The 25447-nt window shown below is 74.4% G+C and carries 23 protein-coding genes; 6 read left to right on the top strand and 17 right to left on the bottom strand.

Going from position 1 to position 25447, the window contains the following annotated elements:
• Window positions 1–227 precede the first annotated feature (227 nt).
• Window positions 228–1730, top strand: a complete 1503-nt coding sequence (locus OG823_RS21970; RefSeq protein WP_371481308.1) for a glycoside hydrolase family 6 protein — start codon at window positions 228–230, stop codon at window positions 1728–1730.
• A gap of 54 nt (window positions 1731–1784) precedes the next feature.
• Here OG823_RS21970 and OG823_RS21965 read toward each other — a convergent pair whose 3' ends face one another.
• The 6 genes from OG823_RS21965 to OG823_RS21940 all read right to left on the bottom strand — a co-directional run bounded on the left by OG823_RS21965 (window position 1785) and on the right by OG823_RS21940 (window position 7002).
• Entirely contained in the window at window positions 1785–2216 is a 432-nt protein-coding gene (locus tag OG823_RS21965; protein WP_371481307.1) for an HIT family protein, read from the bottom strand.
• 102 nt (window positions 2217–2318) lie between these two features.
• The gene (locus OG823_RS21960) at window positions 2319–2537 is read right to left on the bottom strand and encodes a hypothetical protein (RefSeq protein ID WP_371481305.1); all 219 of its coding nucleotides are present in this window, start codon (window positions 2535–2537) and stop codon (window positions 2319–2321) included.
• 88 nt (window positions 2538–2625) lie between these two features.
• Complete coding sequence (mycP, locus tag OG823_RS21955) at window positions 2626–4068, bottom strand: type VII secretion-associated serine protease mycosin (protein WP_371481304.1); 1443 nt, start codon at window positions 4066–4068, stop codon at window positions 2626–2628.
• 98 nt (window positions 4069–4166) lie between these two features.
• Window positions 4167–5528, bottom strand: coding sequence for a WXG100 family type VII secretion target (locus OG823_RS21950; protein ID WP_371481303.1), 1362 nt, complete (start codon window positions 5526–5528; stop codon window positions 4167–4169).
• Window positions 5529–5598: 70 nt separating this feature from the next.
• Window positions 5599–6096: a hypothetical protein gene (locus OG823_RS21945; protein ID WP_371481301.1), complete on the bottom strand. Its 498-nt coding sequence runs from the start codon at window positions 6094–6096 to the stop codon at window positions 5599–5601.
• 204 nt (window positions 6097–6300) lie between these two features.
• Window positions 6301–7002 carry an endonuclease V gene (locus tag OG823_RS21940; protein ID WP_371481299.1) on the bottom strand — a complete coding sequence of 234 codons (702 nt, stop codon included), beginning with the start codon at window positions 7000–7002 and terminating at the stop codon, window positions 6301–6303.
• 340 nt (window positions 7003–7342) lie between these two features.
• Here OG823_RS21940 and OG823_RS21935 point away from each other — a divergent pair, with 340 nt between their 5' ends.
• Complete coding sequence (locus OG823_RS21935; protein WP_371481297.1) at window positions 7343–7609, top strand: hypothetical protein; 267 nt, start codon at window positions 7343–7345, stop codon at window positions 7607–7609.
• Between the two features lie 59 nt (window positions 7610–7668).
• On the opposite strand, the gene OG823_RS21930 is transcribed toward OG823_RS21935, so the two are convergent.
• A complete protein-coding gene (locus OG823_RS21930; RefSeq protein ID WP_371481296.1) occupies window positions 7669–8400 on the bottom strand; it encodes an RDD family protein in 732 nt (243 codons plus the stop codon).
• A 71-nt stretch (window positions 8401–8471) separates the two neighbouring features.
• Complete coding sequence (locus tag OG823_RS21925; protein ID WP_371481294.1) at window positions 8472–10397, bottom strand: RDD family protein; 1926 nt, start codon at window positions 10395–10397, stop codon at window positions 8472–8474.
• 370 nt (window positions 10398–10767) lie between these two features.
• Between OG823_RS21925 and OG823_RS21920 the strand changes: the two genes are divergently transcribed.
• On the top strand, window positions 10768–11208 hold the full coding sequence (locus tag OG823_RS21920) for an SsgA family sporulation/cell division regulator (RefSeq protein ID WP_371481293.1): 441 nt from the start codon (window positions 10768–10770) through the stop codon (window positions 11206–11208).
• A gap of 224 nt (window positions 11209–11432) precedes the next feature.
• Here OG823_RS21920 and OG823_RS21915 read toward each other — a convergent pair whose 3' ends face one another.
• The 4 genes from OG823_RS21915 to OG823_RS21900 form a co-directional block, all read right to left on the bottom strand.
• Window positions 11433–12836: a glycosyltransferase 87 family protein gene (locus OG823_RS21915; RefSeq protein WP_371481292.1), complete on the bottom strand. Its 1404-nt coding sequence runs from the start codon at window positions 12834–12836 to the stop codon at window positions 11433–11435.
• Between the two features lie 232 nt (window positions 12837–13068).
• The gene (locus OG823_RS21910; protein WP_371481290.1) at window positions 13069–14625 is read right to left on the bottom strand and encodes a cellulose binding domain-containing protein; all 1557 of its coding nucleotides are present in this window, start codon (window positions 14623–14625) and stop codon (window positions 13069–13071) included.
• Window positions 14626–14913: 288 nt separating this feature from the next.
• Entirely contained in the window at window positions 14914–16452 is a 1539-nt protein-coding gene (locus OG823_RS21905; protein WP_371484601.1) for a sensor histidine kinase, read from the bottom strand.
• A gap of 113 nt (window positions 16453–16565) precedes the next feature.
• The gene (locus OG823_RS21900; RefSeq protein WP_371481289.1) at window positions 16566–17285 is read right to left on the bottom strand and encodes a response regulator transcription factor; all 720 of its coding nucleotides are present in this window, start codon (window positions 17283–17285) and stop codon (window positions 16566–16568) included.
• Window positions 17286–17452: 167 nt separating this feature from the next.
• Here OG823_RS21900 and OG823_RS21895 point away from each other — a divergent pair, with 167 nt between their 5' ends.
• Window positions 17453–17992, top strand: a complete 540-nt coding sequence (locus tag OG823_RS21895; protein WP_371481287.1) for a hypothetical protein — start codon at window positions 17453–17455, stop codon at window positions 17990–17992.
• 100 nt (window positions 17993–18092) lie between these two features.
• Here the strand turns inward: OG823_RS21895 and OG823_RS21890 are convergent, their stop codons facing one another.
• Window positions 18093–18686 carry a VOC family protein gene (locus OG823_RS21890; protein WP_371481286.1) on the bottom strand — a complete coding sequence of 198 codons (594 nt, stop codon included), beginning with the start codon at window positions 18684–18686 and terminating at the stop codon, window positions 18093–18095.
• Window positions 18687–18881: 195 nt separating this feature from the next.
• Between OG823_RS21890 and OG823_RS21885 the strand changes: the two genes are divergently transcribed.
• Both OG823_RS21885 and OG823_RS21880 read left to right on the top strand, forming a co-directional pair.
• On the top strand, window positions 18882–19451 hold the full coding sequence (locus tag OG823_RS21885) for an Lrp/AsnC family transcriptional regulator (RefSeq protein WP_371481285.1): 570 nt from the start codon (window positions 18882–18884) through the stop codon (window positions 19449–19451).
• Between the two features lie 245 nt (window positions 19452–19696).
• Complete coding sequence (locus tag OG823_RS21880; protein ID WP_371481284.1) at window positions 19697–20548, top strand: helix-turn-helix domain-containing protein; 852 nt, start codon at window positions 19697–19699, stop codon at window positions 20546–20548.
• Window positions 20549–20782: 234 nt separating this feature from the next.
• On the opposite strand, the gene OG823_RS21875 is transcribed toward OG823_RS21880, so the two are convergent.
• The 4 genes from OG823_RS21875 to OG823_RS21860 form a co-directional block, all read right to left on the bottom strand.
• Window positions 20783–21535 carry a S16 family serine protease gene (locus OG823_RS21875; protein ID WP_371484600.1) on the bottom strand — a complete coding sequence of 251 codons (753 nt, stop codon included), beginning with the start codon at window positions 21533–21535 and terminating at the stop codon, window positions 20783–20785.
• A gap of 102 nt (window positions 21536–21637) precedes the next feature.
• Entirely contained in the window at window positions 21638–22288 is a 651-nt protein-coding gene (locus OG823_RS21870) for an IclR family transcriptional regulator (RefSeq protein ID WP_073923031.1), read from the bottom strand.
• A gap of 1127 nt (window positions 22289–23415) precedes the next feature.
• A complete protein-coding gene (locus tag OG823_RS21865; RefSeq protein ID WP_371484599.1) occupies window positions 23416–24045 on the bottom strand; it encodes a LuxR C-terminal-related transcriptional regulator in 630 nt (209 codons plus the stop codon).
• 333 nt (window positions 24046–24378) lie between these two features.
• Window positions 24379–25380: a sensor histidine kinase gene (locus OG823_RS21860; protein ID WP_371481281.1), complete on the bottom strand. Its 1002-nt coding sequence runs from the start codon at window positions 25378–25380 to the stop codon at window positions 24379–24381.
• Window positions 25381–25447: the final 67 nt, after the last annotated feature.

The raw sequence follows: 25447 nt of genomic DNA, 5'->3' as shown, positions 1-25447 counted from the left end.
CGGCGGCCCCGGGGGCGACTGCGGGAGCAGCCGGGAGAGTACTCGCGGGAGCGCTCCCACGCGGAGGGCGAGCAAGCGTCGAACATCTTCGAAACTTCTTCCCGCACAGGGGATTACGCACGAGCGCCCACTTCGTTACGCTCAGGCCGGTCGCGGGAGCGCTCCCACATCAGCTTCCGGGGCCGTCCTGTTCCTCTCTCCCACCCGAGAGCACCCGGAGAACACCTGTGAGCACCCCCGAGCCCCTGCGCCGCGCCGTTCCGTCAGCCGGCGCCCCTGTCCGCCAGGCCCCGACGGCCCCCTCCCGGCGCGGCCGCAACGCCGTGCTGACCCTGGCCGCCGCGGCGGCGACCGGCGCACTGCTGCTGGCCACACAGACCGGAGCCGACGCCGCCGTCCAGGGCAGCCTGGCCGCCGGCACGCAGTTCTACAAGGACCCGGCCTCCCAGGTCGCCAAGTGGGTGGCCGCGAACCCGGGCGACTCGCGCGCCTCGGTGATCTCCAAGCGGATCGCCAGCCAGCCGCAGGGCATCTGGTTCGCCAACTACCGCCCCGACACGATTACTTCTGACGTCCGGACGATCACCTCGGCGGCCGCGGGTGTCGGCCAGGTACCGGTCCTGGTGGTGTACGAGATCCCCAACCGCGACTGCGGCGGCGCCTCGGCGGGCGGCGCCCCCGACCTGGCCTCGTACGACGCCTGGGTGGCCAGGTTCGCCGCCGGTCTCGGCGCCGGGCAGTCGGTCGTCATCCTCGAACCCGACTCGATCTCGCTCACCACCTGCCTCACCGCCCAGCAGCAGAGCGACCGCTTCGCCTCGCTCTCGCGGGCCGGCGCCACCATCCGCAGTGCGGCGCCGAACGCCAAGGTCTACCTCGACGGCGGCCACTCCACCTGGAACACCGCCTCGGAGCAGGCCAACCGCCTGCGCAACGCAGGGATCCTGAACAACGCGAGCGGCTTCTTCACCAACGTCTCCAACTTCAACACCACGGGAGGCGAGGTCGGCTACAGCAAGTCGGTGCTGTCCGCCCTGGGCAACCCCGGTAACCTGCACGCCGTCATCGACACCAGCCGCAACGGCAACGGCCCGGCGGGTGGCGGCGCCTGGTGCGACCCGTCCGGCCGCGCGATCGGCACCTACCCGACCGCCGCCACCGGCGACGCCGCGATCGACGCCTTCCTCTGGGTGAAGCCGCCGGGCGAGGCCGACGGCTGCGCGGCCGCCGCCGGCACCTTCTCCGCCGACGTCGCCTACCAGCTCGCGGCGAACGCCCAGGACCCGACCGCGCCGCCGACCGCCACGCCCAGCAGCACCCCGAGCACCCCGCCGGCCACCAGCCCGGCGCCCGGCTCCCCGAGCCCGAGCCCGACCACGCAGCCGCCCACCACGCAGCCCCCCACCGGCACCGCGGCCTGCTCGATCGCCTACCGCGCCAACTCCTGGAGCAACGGCTTCACCGCCGACGTCACGGTCAAGAACACCGGCTCCGCCCCGATCAGCAGCTGGACGCTGAGCTGGACGTACGGCGGCGACCAGAAGGTCACCAGCGCCTGGAACGCCAAGGTCACCCAGTCCGGGGCGACCGTCACCGCCTCCGACCTCGGCTACAACGGCGGCCTGGCCGCCGGCTCCTCCACCGCCTTCGGCTTCCAGGGCACCTTCGCCTCCGCCAACCCGCTGCCCACCGCCTTCACGCTGAACGGCGCCACCTGCACGACCGCCTGACCCGGCGAACGTATCGGCCGCCGACCGGAGGTCCGGTCGGCGGCCGATCGCCGTTCAGAGCAAGGCGCCGATCTCCAGGGCCAGTTCGTCCATCCGCCGGTCGCCGACCGGATCCGCCGCGTTGAGCAGTCCGAAGACGCGCGGCCCGCGCAGCTCCTCCGGATGGCCGACCGCGCGAGGCACGACGTGGAAGTGGACGTGCTCGAAGCCGGCCTGCTCGGCGAACTGCGCGACGTAGGTCTTCTCGCACCCGGTCACCGCCCGGAGCGCCCTCGACAACCGCACCTGCCAGGATCCGAGCGAGGCGGCCTCGGCGTCCGTCAGGGCCGCGACACTCAGGACATGGCGCCGGGGCATCAGCACCAGCCACCCGGGAAGGGCAGTCCGCACGGCGTGCGCCACCCGCCAGTGCTCGTCCATGGCGATCCGCTCGCGCGGCGGGAGGCCGGCCGGATCGGCCTCCCGGCCGCAGCTGTAACAGTCCATGCGGGAAGGATAGTGAGACGCCCGGCCGGAGCCCGCCCCCGGCGTCCGGGCCGCCTCGGAGTGGGCGGCGGCCGGCACGGACACGGTGGGGCGGACGTGCTGTCAGCCGCCGTTCCCGTGAACCGTGCAGACCGCGTCCACCGAGGTCGGCGCCGGGCTGGTGGGGATCGCCCAGGCGAGCACGCTCGCGCAGATCGCCGCCTCCTGCGGCGTCTTCGGCCCGGTCCCCTCCGATGCGTACGCCGGGGCGCCGAGCATCACCGCCCCCACCGCCGCCAGTGGGACGAGGACGGAGAGACGAAAGCTGTACCGCCTGAACATGACGAAGCCCTTCCGGTAGCCGATCAGATGACCAGGACTACCGGAAGGGCCCGCGAAGCGCGCGGCAATACACCTGTCCGTGGGCGCGTCAGCGATACGGATTGCCCGCCGGCGGCGCCGGTGGCCCGGACGGCTGCCCCGGCTGGGACTGCGGGTGACCGTACTGCTGCTGGGGCGGCCCGTACGACGACTGCGGAGCTTGTCCGTACGGCGGTTGCGACGCCTGTCCGTACGGCGGTTGCCCGCCGAACTGCGGCGACGCCGGCGGTGGCACGTAGCCGCCGCCCGGGCCGCCACCGGGCGGCGGTGGCGGCCCGTCGCCGCCGTTGCGCCGGCGGCGGACGATCAGCAGCAGCGCGCCGACGACGACCAGCACCAGCAGCGCGCCGCCGAGGAGGTAGGCGTAGAGGGGCACGCCGCCCTTGTCCGTGGTGCCGGCCCCGTCCCCCGCCACGTTGGTGCCCGGCTGCTTCCCGTCACCGGAGGGAGCGGGCGCGGGCGACTCGGGAGCCCCCTGCGACTCGACCCGCTTCAGCAGCGGGTTGTCCTTCGGCCCGTTGTCCACCTCGGGATTGGCCGCCAGTGCCTTGGACGGCGACGCGATCCCGTAGCCGTAGTGGTCGTTCGGCACCGCGCTTCCGTCCGGCGGAGCGACGGCGCTCTTGATGATCCGGTTGATGACCTGCCCGGCGGAGAGCGCCGGGTACTTCGCCCGGACGAGGGCGGCGATGGCGGAGACGTAGGCGGTGGCGTCGGAGGTGCCGTCCGCCGTGCGGTACGTCGTCACGGATGTGGCGCTCGCCGAGTAGACCCCGACGCCGGGGGCCACGACGGTCGTCTCGGGGCCGTAGTTCGACTTCTCCCAGACCTTGCCGTCCTGGTCCACCGCACCCACCGCGATCACGCCGGGAAGTGCCGCGGGATACTCGACTGGAGTCCCGTGGTTGCCGAGGTTGCCCGTGCTGGCGACCAGCACGACGTCCTTGCTGATCGCGTAGTCCAATGCCGCGCGGGCGTCCGCGTTCAGGCCGACGCCGATCGACATGTTGATCACCTTGGCGCCGTGATCAACGGCGAAGCGGACGGCCTTCGTCAGTTCGTCGTCGGCACCGGTGACGTACTCGCCGTCCTCACCCAGGGTGATGCGCACCGGGAGGATCTTCGCCTTCGGCGCCAGTCCCATCACGCCGGCCTTGTCCCCGTGACCGTGGCCGGCGATCAGGCTGGCCATGCCGGTGCCGTGACCGACCTTGTCGAGGCGGCCGTCGCTCTGCTCCCCCGTCAGATCGACACCGGCGAGGACCTGACCGGTGAGGTCCTGGTGACCGGCCAGGACGCCGGAGTCGATGACGGCCACGACGACACCTTCGCCCTGGCTGACCGGCCAGACCTTGTTCTCCGCGTCATATTTGGTCAGCGCCCACTGACCGTCGCGAACGCTGTCGGCCGTCGCGGGTCCCGCGCTCACACCCCACAGCAGGGTCCCCACGGCGAGCGCGGCCACGCCGCGTACCGGTCGGCTGGTCGTCAAGCCTGGTCACCCCACTCAGCGAAGCGGTCGTCCCGCAGAACGAGTTCTGCGGGACGACCGATCAGGTCGGATCGTCCACCCGATGGATGGACGAGAAATCATTCCACCACGTTCGGATTACTCGGCCCGCCCGACACCCAGGTCTCCTCGTCCTCGACGAGGTAGTCCGGACGCCTGCCGGCCTTCTCCTTGTCCTTCTTGCGCTTTCCCTCACCGTGCGGCATGCCGTGGCCCTGCGCGGCCTTGCCCTGGTCGGCCTGGGCACGGCCTCGAGCCCCCAGACCGGATCCGCCTTCGGTGAAGGCCTTGCCGCCGCCACGGCCCGTGCTCTCGCCGACGACACCGCCGGCCTGCCGGGCCGAACCGGCGCCGCTTCGACCGGCGGTGCCTCCGCGCCCTGCGCCGCCCACCCCGCCCTCACCGGTACCGCCGGCGCCGAAGACGCTGCCGCCCCGGGCGGAACCCCCGCCGAAGCCGCCCTGACCGGTCCCCGGCCCCAGGCCGGTCCTGACTCCGACGCCACCGGGGCCGACCCCGCCGCCGAAGCCGACCGTGCCCTGCGTGCCGTTACCGGAACCGCTGACACCGCTTGTGCCGACAACGGCGTGGCCGGCCGGCCCCGTGGAGGACGGCGCCCGTACCCCACCGTCCAGACCTGTCCCCGGACCGTAGTTGATCGGGCCGGTCGCCTTGGGCACCTGCTGCGCCGTGCCACCCTTGATCGCGGAATCCGTGGGTGCCGGCGAACCGGACGAGTGACGAGGCGTCGCGGTGGACGACGAGACGCTGCCGCTGGTTCGGGGGGACGTCGACGTCGCCCGGCTGGAACCGCCACCGGTCGAGCTGCCGGCGGAGCCGACTCCGCCGAGACCCGCTCCGGTGATCAGAGCACCGATCGCGGCCACACCCGTCGGGTCGGCCGGCGGGTCGATGTCGTGGCCGGAGTCCCTGCCCCCCACCGGCGGCTTCAGCACCGGGGTGGCGACCCGGTACTTCATCGCCAGTGTCTGCATGACCGCGACGGCCTGGGCCTTCTTCTCGTCCTTGACCGCCGTCCTGGTGTCCTCGTCGTTGCCGCCGACGGCCGCCGAGGCGGTGTCGCCGACCGCGTCGGTGACCTGGTCCCAGAGGCCGGGCTCCTCCGGCATGGACCGCTTCGCCTCGTCGATCGCCGTGGCCATGTGCTTCAGCGTCTCGGCGGCGTCCTGCGCGTAGGAGGCGGTGTTGTTGATGTTGTTGGCGAGGGACGTCATCTTCGAGTAGAAGGCGTCGCTCGTCGAGCCCTCCCAGTCGGCGGCGGCCTCGCCGGAGGCCGAGGCGAGCGATGCGTGGATCGCCTTCAACGTGTCGGCGGCCCGGCGCCAGGGGTCGCTGGCGGCCATCACCTCGCCCGAGTTCATGGCCTGGGCCATGTCCCGGAGCGTCCCGTGGCTGTAGGTGTTGAAGTTGGTGTAGCTCATGACCGGGCGCCTCCCGTCCCGCTCGCACGATCAACCCGAAGGTGTGACTCAGTCATCAGGACGTCCATGCTCACCACCCCGGTTGCGTGGGCGGGTTGGAGTGTCCGGCGGCCGGTGGTCCGGGCCGGGCGTCGCGCACCGGGATGGCGGCCGCTCGGGTGTTGGCCTGGCTGACCGCCGCCGTGCTCGCGGCCGACGGGTTGGCGACGGACCAGCCGTCGGAGTCGAGCTTCAGCTTCTGCGAGGTGCTGTGCTCGCGCTCCTCGTAGTTGGCCGCCGTCAGTTCGGCCTTGCGGTGGGCGTCGTCGACCGCGTCCTGCAGCTGGTTCATGACGGTGCGCAGACCGTCCCGCATGACCTCGTACTGCTTGTGCAGTGCCGTCGCCTCGGGAAAGGTCCCGAAGGCGGTCGCCCCGATGCCGCTCTGCCCGTGCGTCCGCGTACCGTCGGCGTACTCCTGGAACTCCTGGAGCAGCCTGCGTACCTGACCGGCGAAGGCCCGCAGGTTGTCGACCTCTACGCGGTACCCGCTCCCGGAGCCTCCGCTCGAACCTGTCCCCGTGCTCACGCCCTCGTACCTCCCCCGTACATCCCGTACATCCCGTATGTCCCGGCAGAATCCCGCCCGTTGGACGGTCCCGTCCAGGGTGACGTTCAAGCCCTAACCCTTATGTCTAACACATGGCCACGACAGGCAGAACGGCCCCTCGGTCCTACCTCGCCGGTTGACCCGCTGACCTGCGCGTCCGGCCCCCTTCTGTCATTCCCCGCGTCACCCGCCGGAACCGCGCGAGCGCTGGAGCTCGGCGAGGGCGCGCCGGCAGAGCGAGTCCGCGCGACGGGTGGTCTCCGGCTGGCGGTAGGTGCGGGCGAGGGCGAGCGTGCTGTCGACGGCCTCGTCCAGGCCGATGCGGTGGCCGACCGAGACGAAGACCGGCTTGACGCCCCTCCTGGTCCGGACGGCGAGTCCCACCTCCTCGGCGGTCTCCGTGTCCACCAGTGGTGTCCGGGCGCCTCGTTCGGGGCCGGGGGCGTCGTGGGTGAAGGTGAACGGGGTCTTGGCCACGCCGTACGTGCGCAGCCCGGTGAGGACGCCGAGGTGGCTGGCGAGGCCGAGCCGCCGGGGGTGGGCGAGGCCGTAGCCGTCGCAGACCACGAGGTCGGGAGTGCGGGTGAGAGCGGCCAAAGCGTCCAGGACGGCCGGGAGTTCGCGGAAGGCGAGCAGACCGGGGACATAGGGGAAGGCGATCCGGCCGGTGGCCGTGGCCTCCTCCACGACCTCCAGGGTCCCGTGGTCGAGCAGGACGGCCGCCGCCACCACGAGATCCCCTTCGTCGTCGTAGGCGACGTCGACGCCCGCGACCAGTGCGCCGTCGCCCGGCCCGGGACCACGGGGCTCCACCAGGGCGCGCAGGCGCTGCTGTTCGGCGAGCGCCTCGGCCTCGGTGGTCGGCCAGTCGGCGGGAATGGGCACGGCTCCCCCAGCGGTGTTCGAAGTTCTCCCCGGCCCCGACGGACCCGACGGCCTCGCCGGACCCGACGGACCCGACGGACCCGACGGCCTCGCCGGAGTCGGCGGCACTCGAAGGTGCTCGGCGGCAGCTGGAAGCCTACCGACCCGCGCCGCCGGTCCCGCCGCGCCGGAGCGGGCAGGCCGCCGCCCCGGTGATGAGCCTGTGCGCCCCCCGTGCCCCGCATATGCCGGGTTAGGGTGAACTTATCGAACTCCCCAGTGGGGTAGGCATCATCCAGCGCCATCAGCAGCAGGCACCGCCACCCCCTCGCAATCCCCCGACGCGCGAAGGACCGACGCCATGACGCGCCCCACAGTCGCTCAGATCTGCACCGGCACCCTCATCGTCGTCGCCGCCACCGTGGCCCTGCTCGGCGTTTCGGGAGCCACCGGCGCCCTGGAGATCGCGGTGCTGGTGACCTTCGCCCTCGCCCTCGGCGTCCTCGCCACCGCGCTGTCCATGACGGCACGCCGCGGGCCGGCGCCCCGCGAGGACCGAGCGGCCCGGGCGCAGGCCGCCCCGCCGAGCACCCGCACCTCCCGGGAGTACGCGCAGCAGCGGTCGTAGCGCGGCTGCGGGGAGGGCGCGGACGCCCTCCCGCCCGGCCCGACGGCCACCCGCCCGGCTCAGACGGTGGAGACCACCACGGTCTTCGCCGCCTTGTCGTGCAGGCACTGGCGGTACGGCTTGTCGAAGACGCCGAAGAGGCCGTCGATCACCCACCAGAGCATCGCGCAGCACACCACCGCGGGGACGACGAAGACGGCGGCCCTGGTCCAGGCGGCGGCCCCGGTGGGCGAGTTGCCGTCCACCAGCATCGCCACGCGTACCTTCATCGCCCGCTTGCCGAGGGTCCGGCCGTCCCGGCTCAGCATGATCCCCTGGTAGACGAAGAGCAGCAGGCAGGCCAGCCAGAACGCGCCGGTCTCACCCGAACGGCCACCGAGGCCGGCGAAGGGCAGCACCAGCAGGACGGCCACGATCTGCGCGAGCAGATAGTCGATCACCTGCGCGAGGATGCGGTTCGGCCAGCTGCCGAGCGGCGGCATCCCGGGCACCGGCCCGTCCGCGTGACCGGGGGTGTACCCCTGGCCCGCCCCCTGACCGGGCGGCGGCTGATCGTTCGGGGCGCCCGCGTACGTCCCGCCGTAGGATCCGGGCCGGTCGTACGGACTGCCGGCCGGCGGCGGGGGCGGCTCGGTGCCGTACGGGTCGCCGGACGGGGGCCGGGCCGGCGTGCCGTACGGGTCGGACGGCGCACCTGCCGGCGTGCCGCCCGTCGGCGGGGGCTGCTTGTCGAACGAGGGCTTGCCGCCCTCCTCGGGCTCGGTCCCTGATGAGGGGTCGTGGGTGCTCATGCCCCGAGTAGAACATCGCCAATACTACAAATCTTGGACATTTGACCTGTTTTCCCCGCCCTGCCGGAACGTCAGGCCTTGACCACCCTGGTCCGGGCGGCCCGGTCCTGCCAGCCGCGCCGGGCCTCGCGGTCCAGGAGCGGTCCGAGAAGGCCGATCACCGCCACCGTCGACAGCTGCCTGACGACCCATCGCAGGAGCGAGCGGCCCACCGTCGGCGGCCCGGTCCGCACGGCCTGGCGGGGCCGGGATCCGCGACCCCCCGCGCCCGAACGGGCCGTGGACCGGGCGGACACCGAGGACTTCGCGCCCGCGTCGACCACCCTGATGCCCAGGACCCGCTTGCCGAAGGTCTGGCCGGTGCGGGCGGTCGGGAGCACTTCGAACAGGAATCCGGCCAGCACCAGCACCGCCAGCAGGGCGGCGGCCTTGCCGACCACCACGCCGTCCACCAGCCAGACCTGGACCTGCTGACCGGCCAGGCTGCTCGTCTCGGCGGCCCGATCGAGCTTGTCGTCGATGTGCGCCATCGCCGACGACGCGAGTGGCACACCGGCGGCGGCCGCGACGACCGCCATCACGGCCGTGTCCAGGACGCGGGCGAGCAGTCGGCGGCCCAGCCCGGCAGCCGGAGCGGGGGCAGGAGCGGCGGCGGACCTGCGATCGGTGGTCCGCCGACCGCCGGGCGCGCGTTCGGGGGTCCGCTGTCCGCCGACCGCGCGGACGGCGGCCCTGCCGCCCCCGGGCGTACGCTCCCCCGCGCCCCGGTCGGCGGTCCCGCTCTCGGCGGTCCCGCGATCAGTGGTCCCGCGACCAGTGGCTCGGCCGGCGAGGGCCTCGGACGGGGCGGCCGAGGAAGTGGCTGCCGAGGAAGTGGCTGCCGAGGCGCCGGCGGGCCGGGCCTTCGGCGAGGAGGTCCCGGCAGAAGCGGCCACGCTCACCGATGACGTCGCGACGGCCCGAGCCCCGGGGCCCTCGGCGGCCGACCGGGCGGGCTCGGGCGCAGCGGCACCCGCCTGCTCCGCGGCAGTCGACGCGGCGGGGGCCGGCTGTGCCTCCGACGAGCCGGGAAGCACTCCCCAGGAGACCCACCGGGGGGAGCCGCCCGTCTCCAGCAGCCCGCGCTGAGCACGCGGATCGACCTGCCAGCCGGAGGCGAGCGGGCGTCGCTCGCTCTCCACCGGCGCCTCCTCGCCGCCGATCCCCGGCCCGGGCGTCGCAACGGTGCCGGCCGGTGCCGCGCGGAGCGCGGGTGCGGGGATGGACGGGACAAGGCCGGACGGGACAGCGCCGGACGGGACAGAACCGGACGGGACGGCGAATGACGGGGCCTCCGGACCGGCGGACTCGGCCGCTGCGGTCGCCTCTGCTACGACGCCCGCATCGCCCGCCTCCGGGCCGTCCGGGCCGTCAGGGCCGTCAGGGGAGCGGAGGTCGCCGCCCCGGGGACCGTGCCACCCGATTCGCTCGGGCGGCGACTGCTGCTGCACCGGCAGCTGCGCCTGGGCCCGTGCTTCGACCTCGGCCCGGCGCCGGAGTTCGAGCTCCGCCTGCGGGGCCATGGTGAACGACGTCCCGGCCATGGTCTGGTCCAGATACACCGGGCCGGTCTCCCCCGGCCCGACCGCGACCCCGGCCGTCCCACCGAACGCCCCCTCCGGCGCCCCGCCGAACACCCCGGCACCGTCGCGGCCCGCAGCACTGCCCGCACCGCTCCACGGCCCCGCAGCCCGGCCCGGCTCCGCCGCCGCGTCGGCACCGGCCCCCGTCACCACCGGCGGGGGCACGTACCGGGCGCCCGGCGCGCGGGCGGGGCGGTTCAGGAAGCGCGGGGGCTCCAGCACCTCGCCCTCCGCCGGGGTGGGCCTGGTGGTGCCTGGCACCCAGGCCGATCCGCCCCAGTAGCGCACGAAGCCGGGGATGGACGGGTCGGCGTAGTAGCCCGGCACGGGGCCGACGGTCGTGTCCGCGCCGCCGGCGAAGGGCAGGTCCGTCATGAAGGGTCTTCTTTCCTGGCAGGGCCGGTGCGCCGCGTCGTCGAGTGGGCACGCCGGACGGCGGCTGCACGCCGCGTTCCACGCGCGGGTGGGCGGACAGTCGCCGGGCAGTCACAAAGGGTAGTGCCTCGGCGTCGCTCAGGAGGGAAGTTGGGCAATACCAGGACGGCCCGGCGTCTCTACGGGTTCGCTCGACCCGGCCCACCCCCGGCGCGCCCGACGACGTGCACGCCCTTCGGTCGGACAGGCACCACACATCCGCTCGGGATTCCGCCGAAACGTGTGTAAGACCCGGGGCGGGCCGTGCTCTCACAGGTGGAAGGGCCCGACCGGCGGCCCCGCGAACCGCAGGCAGAGAGGAATCGCGATCATGGAACACCCGACGAGCGTGGTCGAGCACGAGCTCGAACTGAACCTGGTGCTCTCCCCCGAGCACAGCGTCCCCGTCCCGGCCCGGCTGTCGTACGGCAGCCACGACCCGTTCGCCGTGCACATCACCTTCCACCTGGACACCGGCACGCCGGTGACCTGGGTGTTCGCCCGGGAGCTGCTGGTCGAGGGCACCTTCCGGCCGTGCGGGCAGGGAGACGTGCGGATCTGGCCGACCGTCTCCCAGGTCTCCGCCCGCAGCGGGGGCGGACGGCGCAGCGTGCTGTGCATGGCCCTGAGTTCGCCCGCCGGGGACGCCCTGCTGGAGGCACCGCTGCCGGCCGTGGCGGCCTGGTTGGAGCGGGCGCACCGGCTGGTGCCGCCGGGCAGCGAACTCGCGGCGCTGGACATGGACGGCTCACTCGCCGACCTGCTGGCGTGAGTGGCGGTACGGGCGGCGGTCCGGGCGGCGGTCCTGCCGGCGCTCTACGGGCCGCCTTCCGGGCCACGGGCCGGACGGTCGGCCCGGCCGACGGCACGGCTCGCGGTAGGGCCGGCGGCCCGCCCGGCCGGCGGCGGGGCTGTGCGGCGGCCCGGCCGGCCGGCGGCGGGGCTGTGCGGCACGGGTGGCGGGGCAGGGCGGGTGGCGGTGGCAGGGCCGGAGCGTCAGCCGGCCGAGGGGGCCGGTCGGCCCTCCTCGACGGCGGCGGCCGGCGGCTCGCCCGAGGCCCCGGGCGACGGCACCCCTGCGGCCCGGCGCCGGGCCCGGATCCGCAGGGCGGCCAGCACCAGGAAGCAGATCCCGACCAGCGGGTAGACGGCGGCCGGGATCTGGCTCAGCGGAGTGAGGTGCTGGTCCAGGTCGCCCTTGTGCGGGACGACCCACATCGCGAAGGAGAAGAACGCCAGCAGCGTCGCCGCGAACACCGGCCGCCAGCGCAGCCGGCGGACGGCCTGCGGCCGGGATGCCTCGTGCGCCGCCTCGGCGGCGAGCAGGACCAGCACGGGCACGCACCACACCCAGTGGTGGGTCCAGCTGATCGGCGACACCAGGACGGCCGTGACGGCGGCGCAGCAGATGCCCCACGCCTCGGCCCGGGGCATCAGGTGGGCGCTACGGGATGCCCGGGCGGCGACGGCGAGCCCGCCGACGGCGGCCAGCCCGCCCGCCAGTGTGGCGAGGGTGCCGGGATCGGCGGTGTGCAGCATGCGGGCGACGGCCCCGCGGACCGACTGGTTGTCGACGATCTCGGTCTTGCCGACCCGGGTGGAGTCGAACATGTACTTCGTCCAGTAGCCCCAGGTGGCGTCCGGCAGGAACGCCGCGCCCAGCAGGAAGGTCCCGAGGAAGGCGAAGCCGGCCACGAAGGCCGCGCGCACCCGTCCGGTGATCAGCAGGTAGACGGCGAACAGGCCCGGGGTGAGCTTCACGCCCGCCGCGATGCCGACGGCGATCCCCTTGCTGAGGCGGGTGTCCGAGCGGGTGAGGTCCCAGAGGATCAGGCAGGCCAGGGCCAGGTTCACCTGCCCGTACCGCAGGGTGGTGAAGACCGGCTCCAGCCAGACCCCCAGGCCCATGACCAGGATCACGCCGATCGGGCGCAGCTCGCGGCGCGGCCAGCCGGTCAGCCGGAACGACAGGTGGGCGAGCAGGCCGAGCAGGCCGATGTTGCCGACGGTGATCGCGATCCGCAGGAAGCCGACGCCGAACCAGGTGGTCGGGACGAAGAGCATCGCGGCGAACGGCGGGTAGGTGGCGGGCAGCGCCCACTCCGTCACCCGGAACCCGTAGAGGTCGCCGCCGTTCACCACGGCATGGCCCTCGGCCCGGTAGACGATCATGTCGACCATCGAGGTTCCGACGAAGTGCCGGACGATCGCGTACGCGAGCAGTGAGACGAACGCCACCGCCGAGGCGGTCATCAGCGGCCGGCGCGGCGTCTCTCGCAGCGCGCGGACCGGTGCGGACAGGGCGGCGGCGAGCCGGGCGGACGGGCGGCCCGTGGGGGGCGCGGGTTCCGGGTCCTGCGCGGTCAGCGCCGCCCTGCGCTCGTCCTGCACCGCTGTCACAGTCTGCTCCGTCCACCGTTCGACCGACTGGCGACCCTACCCGATGACGGTGTTCCGGGCCCGGCCGTCCGGTGCCGGCAGGACCGGGGAGGGCCGCGCGGAGCCGCGCCGAGCAGAGTGGAGCAGCGCCGAGCAGGGCCGCGCACGCGCACGGGAACAAGGGACAGGGGAGAAGGAGCCGGCCGCGGCTCCCCCCGTGGGAGTCGCGGCCGGCCCGGCCGGTCGGCGGCCGTCAGCCGGTGTAGGCGCCAAGCGCGCGGGTGAAGTCCAGCGGCTGCTGGACGATGCTGCTGCAGCTCGCGTCGGCGTACGCCTTGGCGCCGCCGTCGCAGGCCTTGTCCCGGGTACCGGACCACATGGCGAGCCAGGCCAGGTGCTTGGTGACGGCGAAGGCCGCGAGCTGCTTGGCGTCGGCCACCGTGAAGATCTCGGTGGCGACGTCGTTGACGCCGATCATCGGGGTGACGGCGACCTTGGCCCAGGCGGTGCTGTCGTCCACCCCGAGCACGCTCTTGACCTGCGCCTGGGTGGCGGTGGCCGCCGCGATGGCGTACTTGCCCATCTGGCCCTGCGGGTTGGGGGCGACGCCGTCGCCGAAGTCCATCGCCATGATGTTGACGGCGCCCACGGCCACGCCGTTCTTCTTGGCGTCGGCGACCAGGTTGATGCCCTCCTGGGTCAGACCGGTCGGCAGCGCGGGCAGGGTGTAGGAGACGTCCAGGGTGGATCCCTTGGCGGCGGCGTTCTTCTGCAGCTGGGCGATCGCCTGGGCCCGGCGGGTGTTGCCGGCCGCGTCGGCGGTGGCACCGCCCTCGACGTCGAAGTCGACCTTCTTCAGACCGTAGGCGTCGACGGTCTTCTGGTAGGCGGCGGTCAGGTCGGCGACCGAGGTGCAGGCCTGGGCGAGTTCGGTGCCGTTGGCGCCGCCGAACGACACCCGGACGTCACCGCCGATCGCGCGCAGCGCGCCGATCTGCGCGGCGACCGCGTCGTTGGCCAGGTCGCTGACGCCGCCCCACTTCGGGGTGCAGCCGCCGCCGGAGACGACGAAGGCGAGGTTGAAGTTCTTGACGCCGCTCGCCTTCGCGTTGGCGACCAGGTCGTAGGCCGGCCAGAGCGAGGTGTCGACGTACGGGGCGAAGCCCGCGCCGCCGACCGGGGTGACCGTGGGGGTGGCGGTGGGCGTGGCGGTGGGGGTTGCCGTCGGGGTGGCGGTCGGGGTTTTGGTGGGACTGGCGGTCGGGCTCGGCGCGGTGGTGCTGGGCGCGGCCGTGGCGGAGGGGGACGCCGTGGGCGTGCCGGTCGGGCGGCCGGAGGGGGTGGGCGTCGTGCCGTCGCCGGCCTTGCACGAGACGTTGTTGATCAGGCAGTTGCCGGGCTCGGCCTGGGCCGCGCCGCTGCCCTGGACGACGAAGCCGACCGAGGCGCTCCGGCCCGGGTCGAGGTGCTTGTCCCAGGACTCCGGCTTGACGGTGATGTGCTGGCCGGCCGCCGTGTAGGAGGCGTTCCAGAGCGAACCGATCGTGGCGCCGGCCGGGAGGTCGAAGGAGAGGGTCCAGTCGTCGATCCCGCTGCTGTCGGGGTTGGTGACCAGGTACTGGCCGGTGTAGCCGCCGTCCCAGACGCTGGTGCGACTGTAGGCGGCGCCGAGTGAGGCGGCGCTCGCGGAGGACGCGAACGCGACGACCCCTCCCGCGACGATCGCGGCGGCGACCGCCGAGGCGGCGACGACGGTGCCCTTGCGGCTGCGCCGACGGTGGCCTGTACGGCTGGTGGGCTGGGTCGTCATGGTGGGCGTACCTCCGCGCGGTGACCGTGGGACAGGGGGCCCGGGCCGTCCTCGGAGAGGTTTCGGTGCCTGGGTGAGCACGACGCTATCGGCGCGGAAGGGCCCGAAACGGGCTGCTCAGGGAGGGGTACAGCTCTCTTACGGCGCACTTAAGGAATCTCTGCGGGCGGGAGTCCGCAGGGGCCGGTCACACGTCGGTCCGGGGCGTTCCCGTGCCACGCCTCACGTCCACACGGCCCGGTCCGCGCGCCTGCCCGCCCGCCTGACGACCCTGCTCCGGGCCGGGCGTCACTTCTGGAACAGCGCGCTGCGGGCCCGGCGCCGGCTGGCACGGACCGGCGTGCCGTCCGGGTGCAGTTGCAGGCGCACCCGGATCTCGGCGCCGCCGAGCACGGCGGAGCGGCCGAGCGCGAGATCCCCGCCGGTGGCCTCGGCGAGCTTGCGGACGATGTCCAGTCCCAGGCCGGTGGAGCCGTCACCGCCGTGGCCCTGGCCCCGTTCGAGGGCGGCGGCCGGGTCGGTGAAGCCCGGCCCGGCGTCGCCGACCAGGACGATCACGGCGCTGTCGGTGGCCAGCACGTCGACCGAGAAGGCGGTGCCGATGGTGGTGTGCCGGAAGACGTTGCCGAGCAGCGCGTCCACGGAGGCCGCGAGGTCGCCGCGCTGGACGGGAACCGGGACGGACTGCTCGGCCCCGGCCAGCTGCCAGCGTCGTCCCTCGTCCTCGGCCAGCGCGGACCAGAAACCGACCCGCTCGCGGATCACGTCGGCGGCGTCGCAGCCGACCGCGACGGCCGGGGCGTCCTCGGGCGCGCGGCGCGCGGAGCGGATGATCTGGTCGACCTCGCGCTCCAGTTGGGAGACGGCGTGCCGGGTCGCGTCGGCGGCGTCGCCCTCACCGAGCGAGGCCGCGTTGAGCCGGAGCACGGTCAGCGGGGTGCGCAGCCGGTGCGAGAGGTCGGCGGCCAGCTCCCGTTCCGCGGCGAGCAGGTGGACCACCCGGTCGGCCATGGCGTTGAAGGCGTGGGCGGCCTCGCGCAGCTCCTTGGGGCTGCCGTCCGCCTGTTTGCCCGCCAGCGGTACCCGGACGGCGAGGTTCCCGGCGCCCAGCGAACGGGCGGCGGCGGCGAGGGAGCGGGCCGAGGCGACGATCCGCGAGCCCATCCGGTCGGCCACCAGGACGGAGATGGTGACCAGCGCCAGGGCCACCGCGGAGAGCACCAGCCACGCGGTGGAGACGCCCCGGGTCAGGTCGCCGTTGTCGACGTAGACCTCGACCACGGCCACCCGGGAGGTGTCGATCGCGACCGGCTGGAGCAGGGCGAAGCCGCCGGGGACGTGGACGGTGTACGAGCGGCCCTGGCCGGCGGCGGTGGCGACGTCGGCGGCGAGGGCTCGGACCGCTCCGATGCTCGGACCGACGGCGGCGGAGCCGGTCGCGGCGCCCCATTGGACGGCCTTGCCGGTGCCCGACGCACTGCCCGACGCACTGCCCGACGCACTGCCCGACGCACTGTCCGACACACTGCCGGACGCACTGCCCGGGCCGGCCGGGTCGGCGGAGGCGGCCTGGGCCGCGCCGCTCACGGGCAGGTGGACGGCCATCCGGCCCTGCGCGCCCGCGTCGGTACTGGCCACGGCGCGGGCGATGGCGTCCTGGTCGGTGGTGATGGCCAGTGCGGGGCCGAGGGCGGCGGCCTGTCGCTCGGCGGCGGTGAAGGCGCGGTCGCGCGCGGTCTGCTGGACCATCAGGCCGAGCGGGATCAGGAAGGCCAGCGCGACCATGGTGGTGCCCGCGACCGCCGCCTTGATCAGCGCGCGGCGCAGCGAGTGTCCGGGCGGGCCCGAGTGCGGCGCCCGGTCCGCGCCCGGCGTCCGCTCGGTGCCCGGGGCGCGGGAGGAGTTCGCGGCCGCGCCCCGGTTCGGCTTCGCTGCGCGCCTCACCTCCGGTGCTCCGCGGGTATCGACGCGGGGGCCGGTCCGGTCGCCTCCAGCCGGACCCCGACGCCGCGCACCGTGTGCAGGTAGCGCGGGTTGGAGGCGGTCTCGCCGAGTTTGCGGCGCAGCCAGGAGAGGTGGACGTCGATGGTCTGGTCGCCGCCGTAGGTCTGCCGCCAGACCTCGGCGAGGATCTCCTTGCGCGGGACGACCACGCCGGGCCGGGCGGCAAGGAAGGCGAGCAGGTCGAACTCGCGCCGGGTGAGGTCGAGCGCGCGGCCGTCCAGCACGGCCTCGCGGCGCTGGATGTCGATGGCGAGGCCGCCGACGCGCAGGATCTGGGCCGCCGGGGCGGTGCCGCTGCCGAGGCGGCGCAGGACGGCGGCCATCCGGGCGGAGAGGTGCTCCCCGGAGAAGGGTTTCACCAGGTAGTCGTCGGCGCCGTCGTTGAGCAGCCGGACGATCTCCGCCTCGTCGTCCCGGGCGGTCGAGATGATCACCGGGACGTCGGTCAGCCCGCGGATCATCTTGAGCGCCTCGCTGCCGTCCAGATCGGGCAGTCCGAGGTCGAGGATGACCAGGTCACAGCCCACCTGCGCGACCTCGCGAAGTGCCTCCAGCGCGGTGCCGACGCTGCGGACCGCGTGCCCCGAGTCGGACAGGTGCCGGATGAGGGCGGAGCGTACAAAGGGGTCGTCCTCGACCACGAGCACTGTTGCCATGGGCCAGCACGGTACGCCATGGACGCCAGGTGGTCTGTACCTCGGGGTGGATCTCGGACGGATACCAGGTGCATCCCGATCGACTCCGGACGGTTTGTGCAACTTCCCTTCCGATAGCGAGGGGTGCTGAGCTGGTGCTCCTCCGGATACGGCAGGATGAGCGGGCGATGCGGAACGGACTGGTTCAACTCGGCGCCTGGGCGGCGGCCACCGGCGCGGCGGTGGCGCTGTCCTGGTTCGGCGTGCACGCGGTGCTGACCGGCGCGGCCTTCGAGCAGCCGAAGGCACTGCCGCTGCCCTCCCCCGCCGCAGCCGCCTCCTCCACCGGCCCGGCCGAGTCCTCCGCGCCGGCCACCGACAGCGCGGAGACCTCCGCCGTCCCCACTCCCTCGGCCTCGGCCACGGTCGGGTCGGCCACCCAGCGGGCGTCCGCCCCCGGCAGCGCCCCCACCTCCCCCCAGGCCCGGCGCTCGCCCCCGGCCGCCACCACGGTGCACAGCTATCTCGTGCCGGGCGGCCGGGTCGCCCTGGACATCCGGCCGACCAGCGCCGAGCTGGTGTCCGCGACGCCCGATCCCGGCTGGCAGATGCAGGTCTGGCACGGCGACCAGTGGATGCGGATCGACTTCTCCAAGGACGGCGAGGCCAACTCGGTGTTCGTCACCTGGAACGGGCACGAGCCGGACGTGCAGACCGTCGTGCGCTGACACTCCGCGGCCTCCGCCCGCACCGGCAACGGGGGAGCCGGACGGGCCGGGGAGCCGGACGGGACGGCGTACCCGGGGCCGCCCCGGACGTACCCGCGGCTCAGAGCGCGACGTACCCGGGCAGGTAGGGACCGGTGTAGCCGGAGCGGTCGACCAGGGTGTGCCGGGTGCCGCCGGGCGCACCGATGACGGCGAGCAGGACGGTGCCGTGGCGGTCGTGCACGGCGTACGGCTCGGTGTGCGAGAGCGCGCCGCGGTCGACCGCGAAGTCGTAGGCGTAGTGGACGTCGGAGACCGCGACGGCGAGGTCGACCACGCCCTCGCCGTGCTCGGCGAGGTGTGCGGCGAGCACCCGGCCGCGCTCCCCGATCACCTCCACGACGGAGGTGAGGACGAATCTGCCGCCGGGCCCCTGCAGCACGTACGAGACGATCTCCGCCTCCCCGGTGTCCGGGCCCGCGTAGGCCGTGCAGCGCAGGCCGAGGGCGACCGCGTACCGGCGGGCGGCCCGCTCGGCGTCGCGGACCACGAACACCACGGCGTCGCTGCGGCCGCCCGGCAGCGGCCCGGCCTCGTCCTCGGGCACGACCTCGCCGCTCTCCCGGGCGCCCGGGGCCGGGGGCCGGGCCTCGTGGTCCGGGCCGTCGTCGAAGTACGCGTGGACGATGGCGCGTTCGGCGGCGGTGTCGGTCATGACGGGCCCTCCCGGTAGGCGTGCGGCCAGTACGCGCCCCGCCGGGCGGTCGGGGCCGGCCCCACGGGGTGTGGCTGGAGGGTGGCGCCCCGCCCGCCGATGCGCAACTGTTCCGTTTCCTCCTGTTCAAGGTGCGCTGCCCGGCCGGACAATTGGCGGCACCGCTGTACAGAATGCCCATCGGACGGAGCCGCGATGTCCCCCGCCCACTCCCCCAGCCCGCTCGGTCCCTCCGGGGCCCCCGGCCCGCTGCCCGATCCCGGCCCGGGGGCCACGCGCCCGGCCGGCGCTGCCAACGACGCGATCGACCCGCTGGACGGGAAGCTGATCCGGCTGCTGGCCGAGGAGCCCCGGATCGGTGTGCTGGAGTGCTCGCGCCGGCTCCAGGTGGCCCGCGGCACGGTGCAGGCCCGGCTCGACCGCCTGCAGACCCGGGGGGTGATCGGCGGCTTCGGCCCCGAGGTCGACCCGGCCGCGCTCGGCTACCCGGTGACGGCGTTCGCCACCCTGGAGATCTCGCAGGGCCAGGGCGCCGACGTGCGGGCGCACCTGGCGGCCGTCCCCGAGGTGCTGGAGCTGCACACCATCACCGGGCACGGCGACATGATGGTCCGGATCGTGGCCCGCTCGAACGCCGACCTCCAGCGGGTGATCGACCGGGTGGTCGGGTTCGACGGGATCGTCCGGTCGTCCACGGCCATCGCGCTGGAGAACCCGGTGCCCTACCGCATCCTTCCCCTGGTGGACCAGGCCGCCGCGGAGTGAGCGACTGACGCTCCGACAGGTCGAGCACACGTCAGGGCGCCTCGCCCGCACCGGATCCGACGTCGCGTCCGGCGCAGCCTCCGACGCAGCGTCCGGCGCGGCGTCCCGCGCCGGGAGAGGCCGGTTCGGCGAGCGACCCGCCGTCAGGTAAGGCATATGCCAGAGGCTCGTGCAGGAAAGATCCCCTGCATGAACCGATCCATGACCCCCGTGAACTCCGCCGTGCCCGCCCCGGAGGCCACCCGATGAGCGCCGCCGGGACCTCCGCCCACCCGACTCCCGGCCTCGGGATCTCCGCCGGCCGGGACCTCGCCGACGCACCCCACGGCCCGGTCCCCGAGGCCGAGGGCGACGGCACGCCGACGCTGATCGCCTCCGCCCAACGCGCGCTGCGGCTGTTGAGGGCCGCCGCCCGCTACCCCAAGGGCGCCACCGCCAAGCAGCTGGCCAGGGACACCGGGCTCGCCCTCGGCACCACCTACCACCTGCTGCGGACCCTGGTCCACGACCGCTACCTGGAACGTGCCGACGGCTACTACCTGACCGGGCCCGCGGTCGCCGGGCTCACCCGGGAGGAAAGCCCGGCGGCGGGCCGACAGCGGCTGGACCGGCTGCTCACCAAGCTGTCGGACGAGCTGTCCGCCGCCGTCTACTTCTGCCTGTACCGACAGGGCGAGGTGGAACTCGTGGCGGCGGCCGCCGCGCCCGGCGCCCCGATGATCGACCGCGGCAACTTCCGGGTGGGTGCCCATGCCCACTCCGCCGGCAAGACCCTGCTCGCGCTGATGTCCGCCGAGGAACGCCGCTCCCACCTGGCCCGCTATCCGATGGTCCCGCTCACGCCGTACACCCTGCGCGAGCCGGAGCACCTCCCGCTGCTGCCCCGCCAGGGCCCGCAGCGGGCGGCCCCCATCACCCAGTACCAGGAGTACGCCCTGGGGACGGCGGGCGCCGCCGTCCCGCTGGTCGCGGGCAACGGGATAGCGGCCGTGTCGGTCACCCTCCCGATGACGCAGGCCCACCGCTTAGCGGGCATCGCGGCTCAGTTGCGCACCCGGCTGAGCGACGACTTCGTCTCGGCGGCCTTCGGGCTCTGAGCGCCGGCGGCCATCCCTCCCCGGCGAACGGCCGGAGGACCGAGGGCGCCCCGGCAGGCCGGGCGAACGGGAACCCGCCCGGCCCTACCCGGCACTCGATCGAGCGGACCGGCCCGGAACACCGACCCGGACCACCGGCCCGGCGCTCCCGAGCCCACCGCGCCCGACCCGCCCGACGCGCACCCGCACCCGCACCCGCACCCGCACCCGGCCGGGACCGTACGCCGGCCGAGGTCAGCAGGCCGGTACGTCCCCGCCGCTCTCCAGCGCCTCCAGCGCCGCGACCGACTCGGCGAGCGTGTCCACCGGGACGAGCCGCAGGCCCTTGGGGGTGTTCACCTTGGCGTCCGCGCACTCCGCGCGCGGCAGCAGGAAGACGCCGGCGCCGTCCCGCGCCGCCGCCTGCGTCTTCAGCGGCACGCCGCCGACCTCGCCCACGTTGCCCTGGTCGTCGATGGTCCCCGTCCCCGCGATCGTCCGGCCGCCGGTGAGGCCGCCGCCCTTGCCGTTCCCGCCCAGCTTGTCGACGATCCCGAGGGCCAGCATCTGCCCGGCGCTGGGGCCGCCGATGTCCCCGAGGTCCACCGTGACCTTCACCTGGTCCGGCGAGAGGTGCAGGTAGGAGAGCGCCGCGACGGTCGCGCTGTCCTGCGACTCGGTCATCTGCTGGGCGTTGACCTGCTCGGACTTCACCGGGTCGCTCTTCGGGTACACGGTGTCGGTCGGCCGGACGGCCTCCTTCGGATCCGCCCAGGCCTGCAGGGCCCGCCACAGACCCACCCGCTCGTCCTGGTTGGTCGCCGAGATGGTGACCATCCGCAGCTGCCCGTCCACCGGGCGCAGCGGCGCGCCCGTGATGGTGAGCACCGGCCGGCCCTGATAGTCACCCAGGGTGTCCGCCGTGACGCCGGGCATGGTGAGCGTGTAGGGCAGCGGCACGAACGCCGCGACGCCGAACAGTGCGGTGACGAGCACGCCGCACAGCATCAGCGCCCGGGTCCGCGGGGCGGTCAGCGCGGCGGGCAGGGTGGAGGACTGCTTCTGGTCGGGCACAGAGGCATCCAAACACACCCGGCGCCCGCCGCGGGCCTAGCGCAGGGCGTCGGCGACCTCGGTGGCCGCCTCGACCACCCGGGGACCGACGCGCTCGGGGACCAGTCCGTTCAGCATCACCACGCCGACACTGCCCTCGATCCCGCTCAGGCCGACCAGCGCGGCCGCCGCACCGCTCGCGCCGGACTGCTCCTCCGCGCGGGTGATGACGAAGCCGTCCTCGGGGCGCCGCTGACCGGGGAAGCCGCGGGCCTCCAGGATCGCCCGGCCGGCCGCGCTCTCGCTCAGCGGGTGGCGCAGACCGGTGCGGTAGGCGACGTGGAAGTCGGTCCAGCTGGGCTCGACGACGGCCACCGCGAGCGCCTCGTTGCCGTCCACCAGGGTCAGGTGGGCGGTGGCGCCGAGGTCCTCGGCGAGGCTGCGCAGCGCGGGGAGGGCGGCCTCGCGCAGCAGCGGGTGCACCCGGTGGGCCAGGCGCAGCACACCGAGGCCGACGCGGGCCCGGCCGCCGATGTCCCGGCGGACCAGTCCGTGCTGCTCCAGGGTGGCCAGCAGGCGGTAGACCACGGTGCGGTTGACCGCGAGGCGGGCCGCCAGCTCGGTGACGGTGAGCCCCCGCTCGGAGTCGGCGAGCAGTTTGAGGACCCGTACCCCTCGGTCCAGGGTTTGGGAGGTTTCGGCAGTCACGACGCGCATTCCTTTCCGCGGCGGTCACCGGCGCGGCAGGGCCGACCGGGTGGGGGTGTCGCGCGCAGGTTGGGTGGGCCGCGCCAGGGCTCTCCGTTCGTCGTCCTTGACGGATGAGTGGCCCTGCGGGCGCCCTTCTCGCGGGGGATTACCTGACGAGGGAGCGTGGAGGAAAGGTAGTGAACCAGGTGCTCGCGGGGGAAGTGCTTGTCCAAAATTCGGTCATGATCAACTCAATCGACTCGGACTTATTCGGACATAACCACCCAATACGACAGGGCATTTGCGGGCATCAGTTCGATCACGGTCCGGACTTCGGACACTTCACCCAGGACGGCTTGTCCGGATCGGCCCGGATCGGTGCGCATCGGCGCGGATCACACGGATCGCGGCGGATCGGCGCGGATCGGCGCATACCGGATCGGATCGGCGTGCACCTGCACCTACCGGTGCGGATCGGCGCCGGTCAGAGCGGATCGCGGCCGATCGTCCGGAGCGCGGCCGCCCCCAGCGCCGCCCCGCGATACCCCGGGGGCCGAGCTCGGGCTGCCGCCGGCATCCGGCCGCCGGGCCGCAGCCGGGTGCCGCACAGCCCGGCCGGCGCGGGCAGCAGCGCGGCATCGTCGTGCCGGGCGGCCACGAGAGCGCCGTGCAGCGGGTCGTACGCCGTCCGGGTGCCGCCGCAGCCGGGGGCTGCTTTTCCTGTCGCCGCAGCCGGGGCGGACCGGCCCGCCGACCGGTGGGACGTTCGACCTGAGCACCCCGGGAAGAAAAGGGGAATGCGACGCCCGTTCCGTTCCCCGACGGAGCAGCGGCGGGCCGCCCAGGACGGCCCCGATGCCGTGATGTCCCCTCGCGGCGGCGTAGCACGCGGAGCACCGGCGGTTGACCACACGCATTGTCACCGCGAAACCTTGGCCGTTCCATTAACCGTGCATTGCCGACACATTGCGCTCCGGCGACCGGATCGATGGCGCTCCCGCACCGGACCTCATCGCGGTCAACTCCACAATCGACACCACTTCGCCACTACTTGGACACAGAAACGGAGTTGGGCTCACCGCTCCGAGCGCACCGCTCCGCGCCCCTCGGTGCGCGCCGGCGCGCCGCCCGCCCCGGTGGGGGTCTCACCGGGCCCGCAGGAGCCCCTCCCGCCGGGCCGCCGCCACCGCCGCCCCCCGGCTCTCCACGCCGAGCTTGGCGTAGATGCTGGTCAGATGGCTCTTGGCAGTCGCCTCGCTGATGAACAGTCGCGTCGAGATCTGCCGGTTGGAGAGGCCGTCCGAGAGCAGGTGCAGCACCTCCACCTCGCGACGCGACAACGCGGGACCGCCGCCGCGCATCCTGCGCAGCAGGCCGTTGACCGCCGAGGGGCCGAGCACCGACTCCCCCCGGGCCGCCGCCCGGAGGCCGGGCAACAGAGCGTCGGCGGCCGTCTCCTTGCCCAGGAAGCCGGTGGCGCCGGCGTCGATCGCGGCGAACACGTCCTGGTCGCCGCCGTAGGCGCTGAGCACCAGGACGGCGGGCGCCGGCTCCAGCGCGACCAGAGCGCGGATCAGGTCGATGCCCTGGAAGAGGCCGGCGCCGAGGTGCAGGTCGAGCAGGACGACGTCGGGGCGCTCGCCGGGCGGCAGTTCGGCGATCAGCCGCATCGCCGACTCCTGCCCGTCCGCCTCCGCGACCAGGCGCAGGTCCGGCGCCGAGGCCATCATGGCGCGGACGCCGAGCCGGATGGCCGGGTGGTCGTCGACCACCATGACCGTCACGGACCGTCCGGGCGCCGCACCGTGCGGCGGAGCGGCCTCACGCACGGCGCAGCCGCCGCGCCCGCGCGCCGCCCACCGCGGACACCCCGCGCACCCAGCTGGTCATGCCGCTCCCACCCAGAAACCGAGAAGTCGTGTCCCACCTGGGCGGGGCGAGCCGCCCCGGGCTTCCCCGACGGCCGATCAGAAGACGCGGGCGGCGGAGTCGTCCGCGGCCCGGCCCGGCTGAAAGGTGGATGCCCATGCTATCGGGGGGCCGGGCGGCCGGACCTCGGGGTCCCGCGGGCACCCCGGGCCGCCGTGCCCCGGCGGTCCGGCGGTGCGTCAGGCGCCCCCCGGGCCCGGCCCCTTCGCCGGCCTGCGGATGTGCGGCGGCCGGTCCCGCCGGGCAGACGGCGCCACCTGGTACGGGAACTCCACCGCGATCACCGTGCCGGTCGCGGTGGAGTCCATCAGCAGCCGGCCGCCCAGCGCGCCGATCCGCCGTTCCAGGCCCGCCAGGCCGAGCCCGACGCCCGTGCCGGCGCCCGGCTCCAGGCCCCGGCCGTCGTCCTCCACCCGGGCGCGCATCCGGTCCGGCCCGAACTCCAGCCGGATCCGCACGGTGGACGCCCCGCTGTGCCGGATCGCGTTGGAGGTGGCCTCCTGGATCATCCGGAGCACCGCGCTCTCGACCGGCAGGGCCAGTCGTCGGGGCCCACCGGTCGTCTCCAGTACCAGCTCCGGCAGCCGGTGCGCCCCGCCGTCCCCCTCGTGCGGGTGCTCGACCAGCAGCTCCGCCCCGGCCGCGAGCGTGCGACGGGTCAGCGCGACCAGGTTCCGCACGGCCGGCGCCAGGCCGCCGGTGTCGAGTTCGGAGTAGGCCGCTCCGTGCGTCAGGTCGTTCGCCTGTCCCAGGCTCAGCGCCGCGACGTCGCGGATCGCCGCCAGCCGTTCCCGGACGGTGTCGGCGTCCTGGTCACGGCCCAGCGCCAGCTCGGCCGCGCGGACCAGCATGGCGATCGCCGCCAGCCCCTGCGCGACGGTGTCGTGCACGTCCCGGCCGAGCTGCCCGCGCTCCTCCAGCCGGCCCTGCTCGCGGTAGGCCTCCGCAGCCGTCCGGGTGTCCCTGACCTGCCGCCAGGCCCAGGCCACGGCCGCGCCCGCCACCAGCAGCGGCAGCAACGCCCCCGCCGACGGACCCGATCCGCGCGCCCACGGCCGCGACGGGCGGGCGGCGGACGACGGACGACGGCGCGACGCGCCGGCGGCGGCCCCGGTCGCCAGCGGCCCGCCGCCGCCCCGGCCCTCGCCCTGCCGGCCCCGGCTCGAACGCCGATCCTTCATCCGCCCACCATTTGCCGGTCGCTCATAGCATTGATCAAGCCTCGGGTCCACCCTCCGAAACGCTGAT

The organism is Kitasatospora sp. NBC_00315, from assembly GCF_041435095.1.
Classification (GTDB): domain Bacteria; phylum Actinomycetota; class Actinomycetes; order Streptomycetales; family Streptomycetaceae; genus Kitasatospora.
Note: the sequence above shows the minus strand (reverse complement) of the source record. Positions and strands in the feature narration are given on the sequence as shown.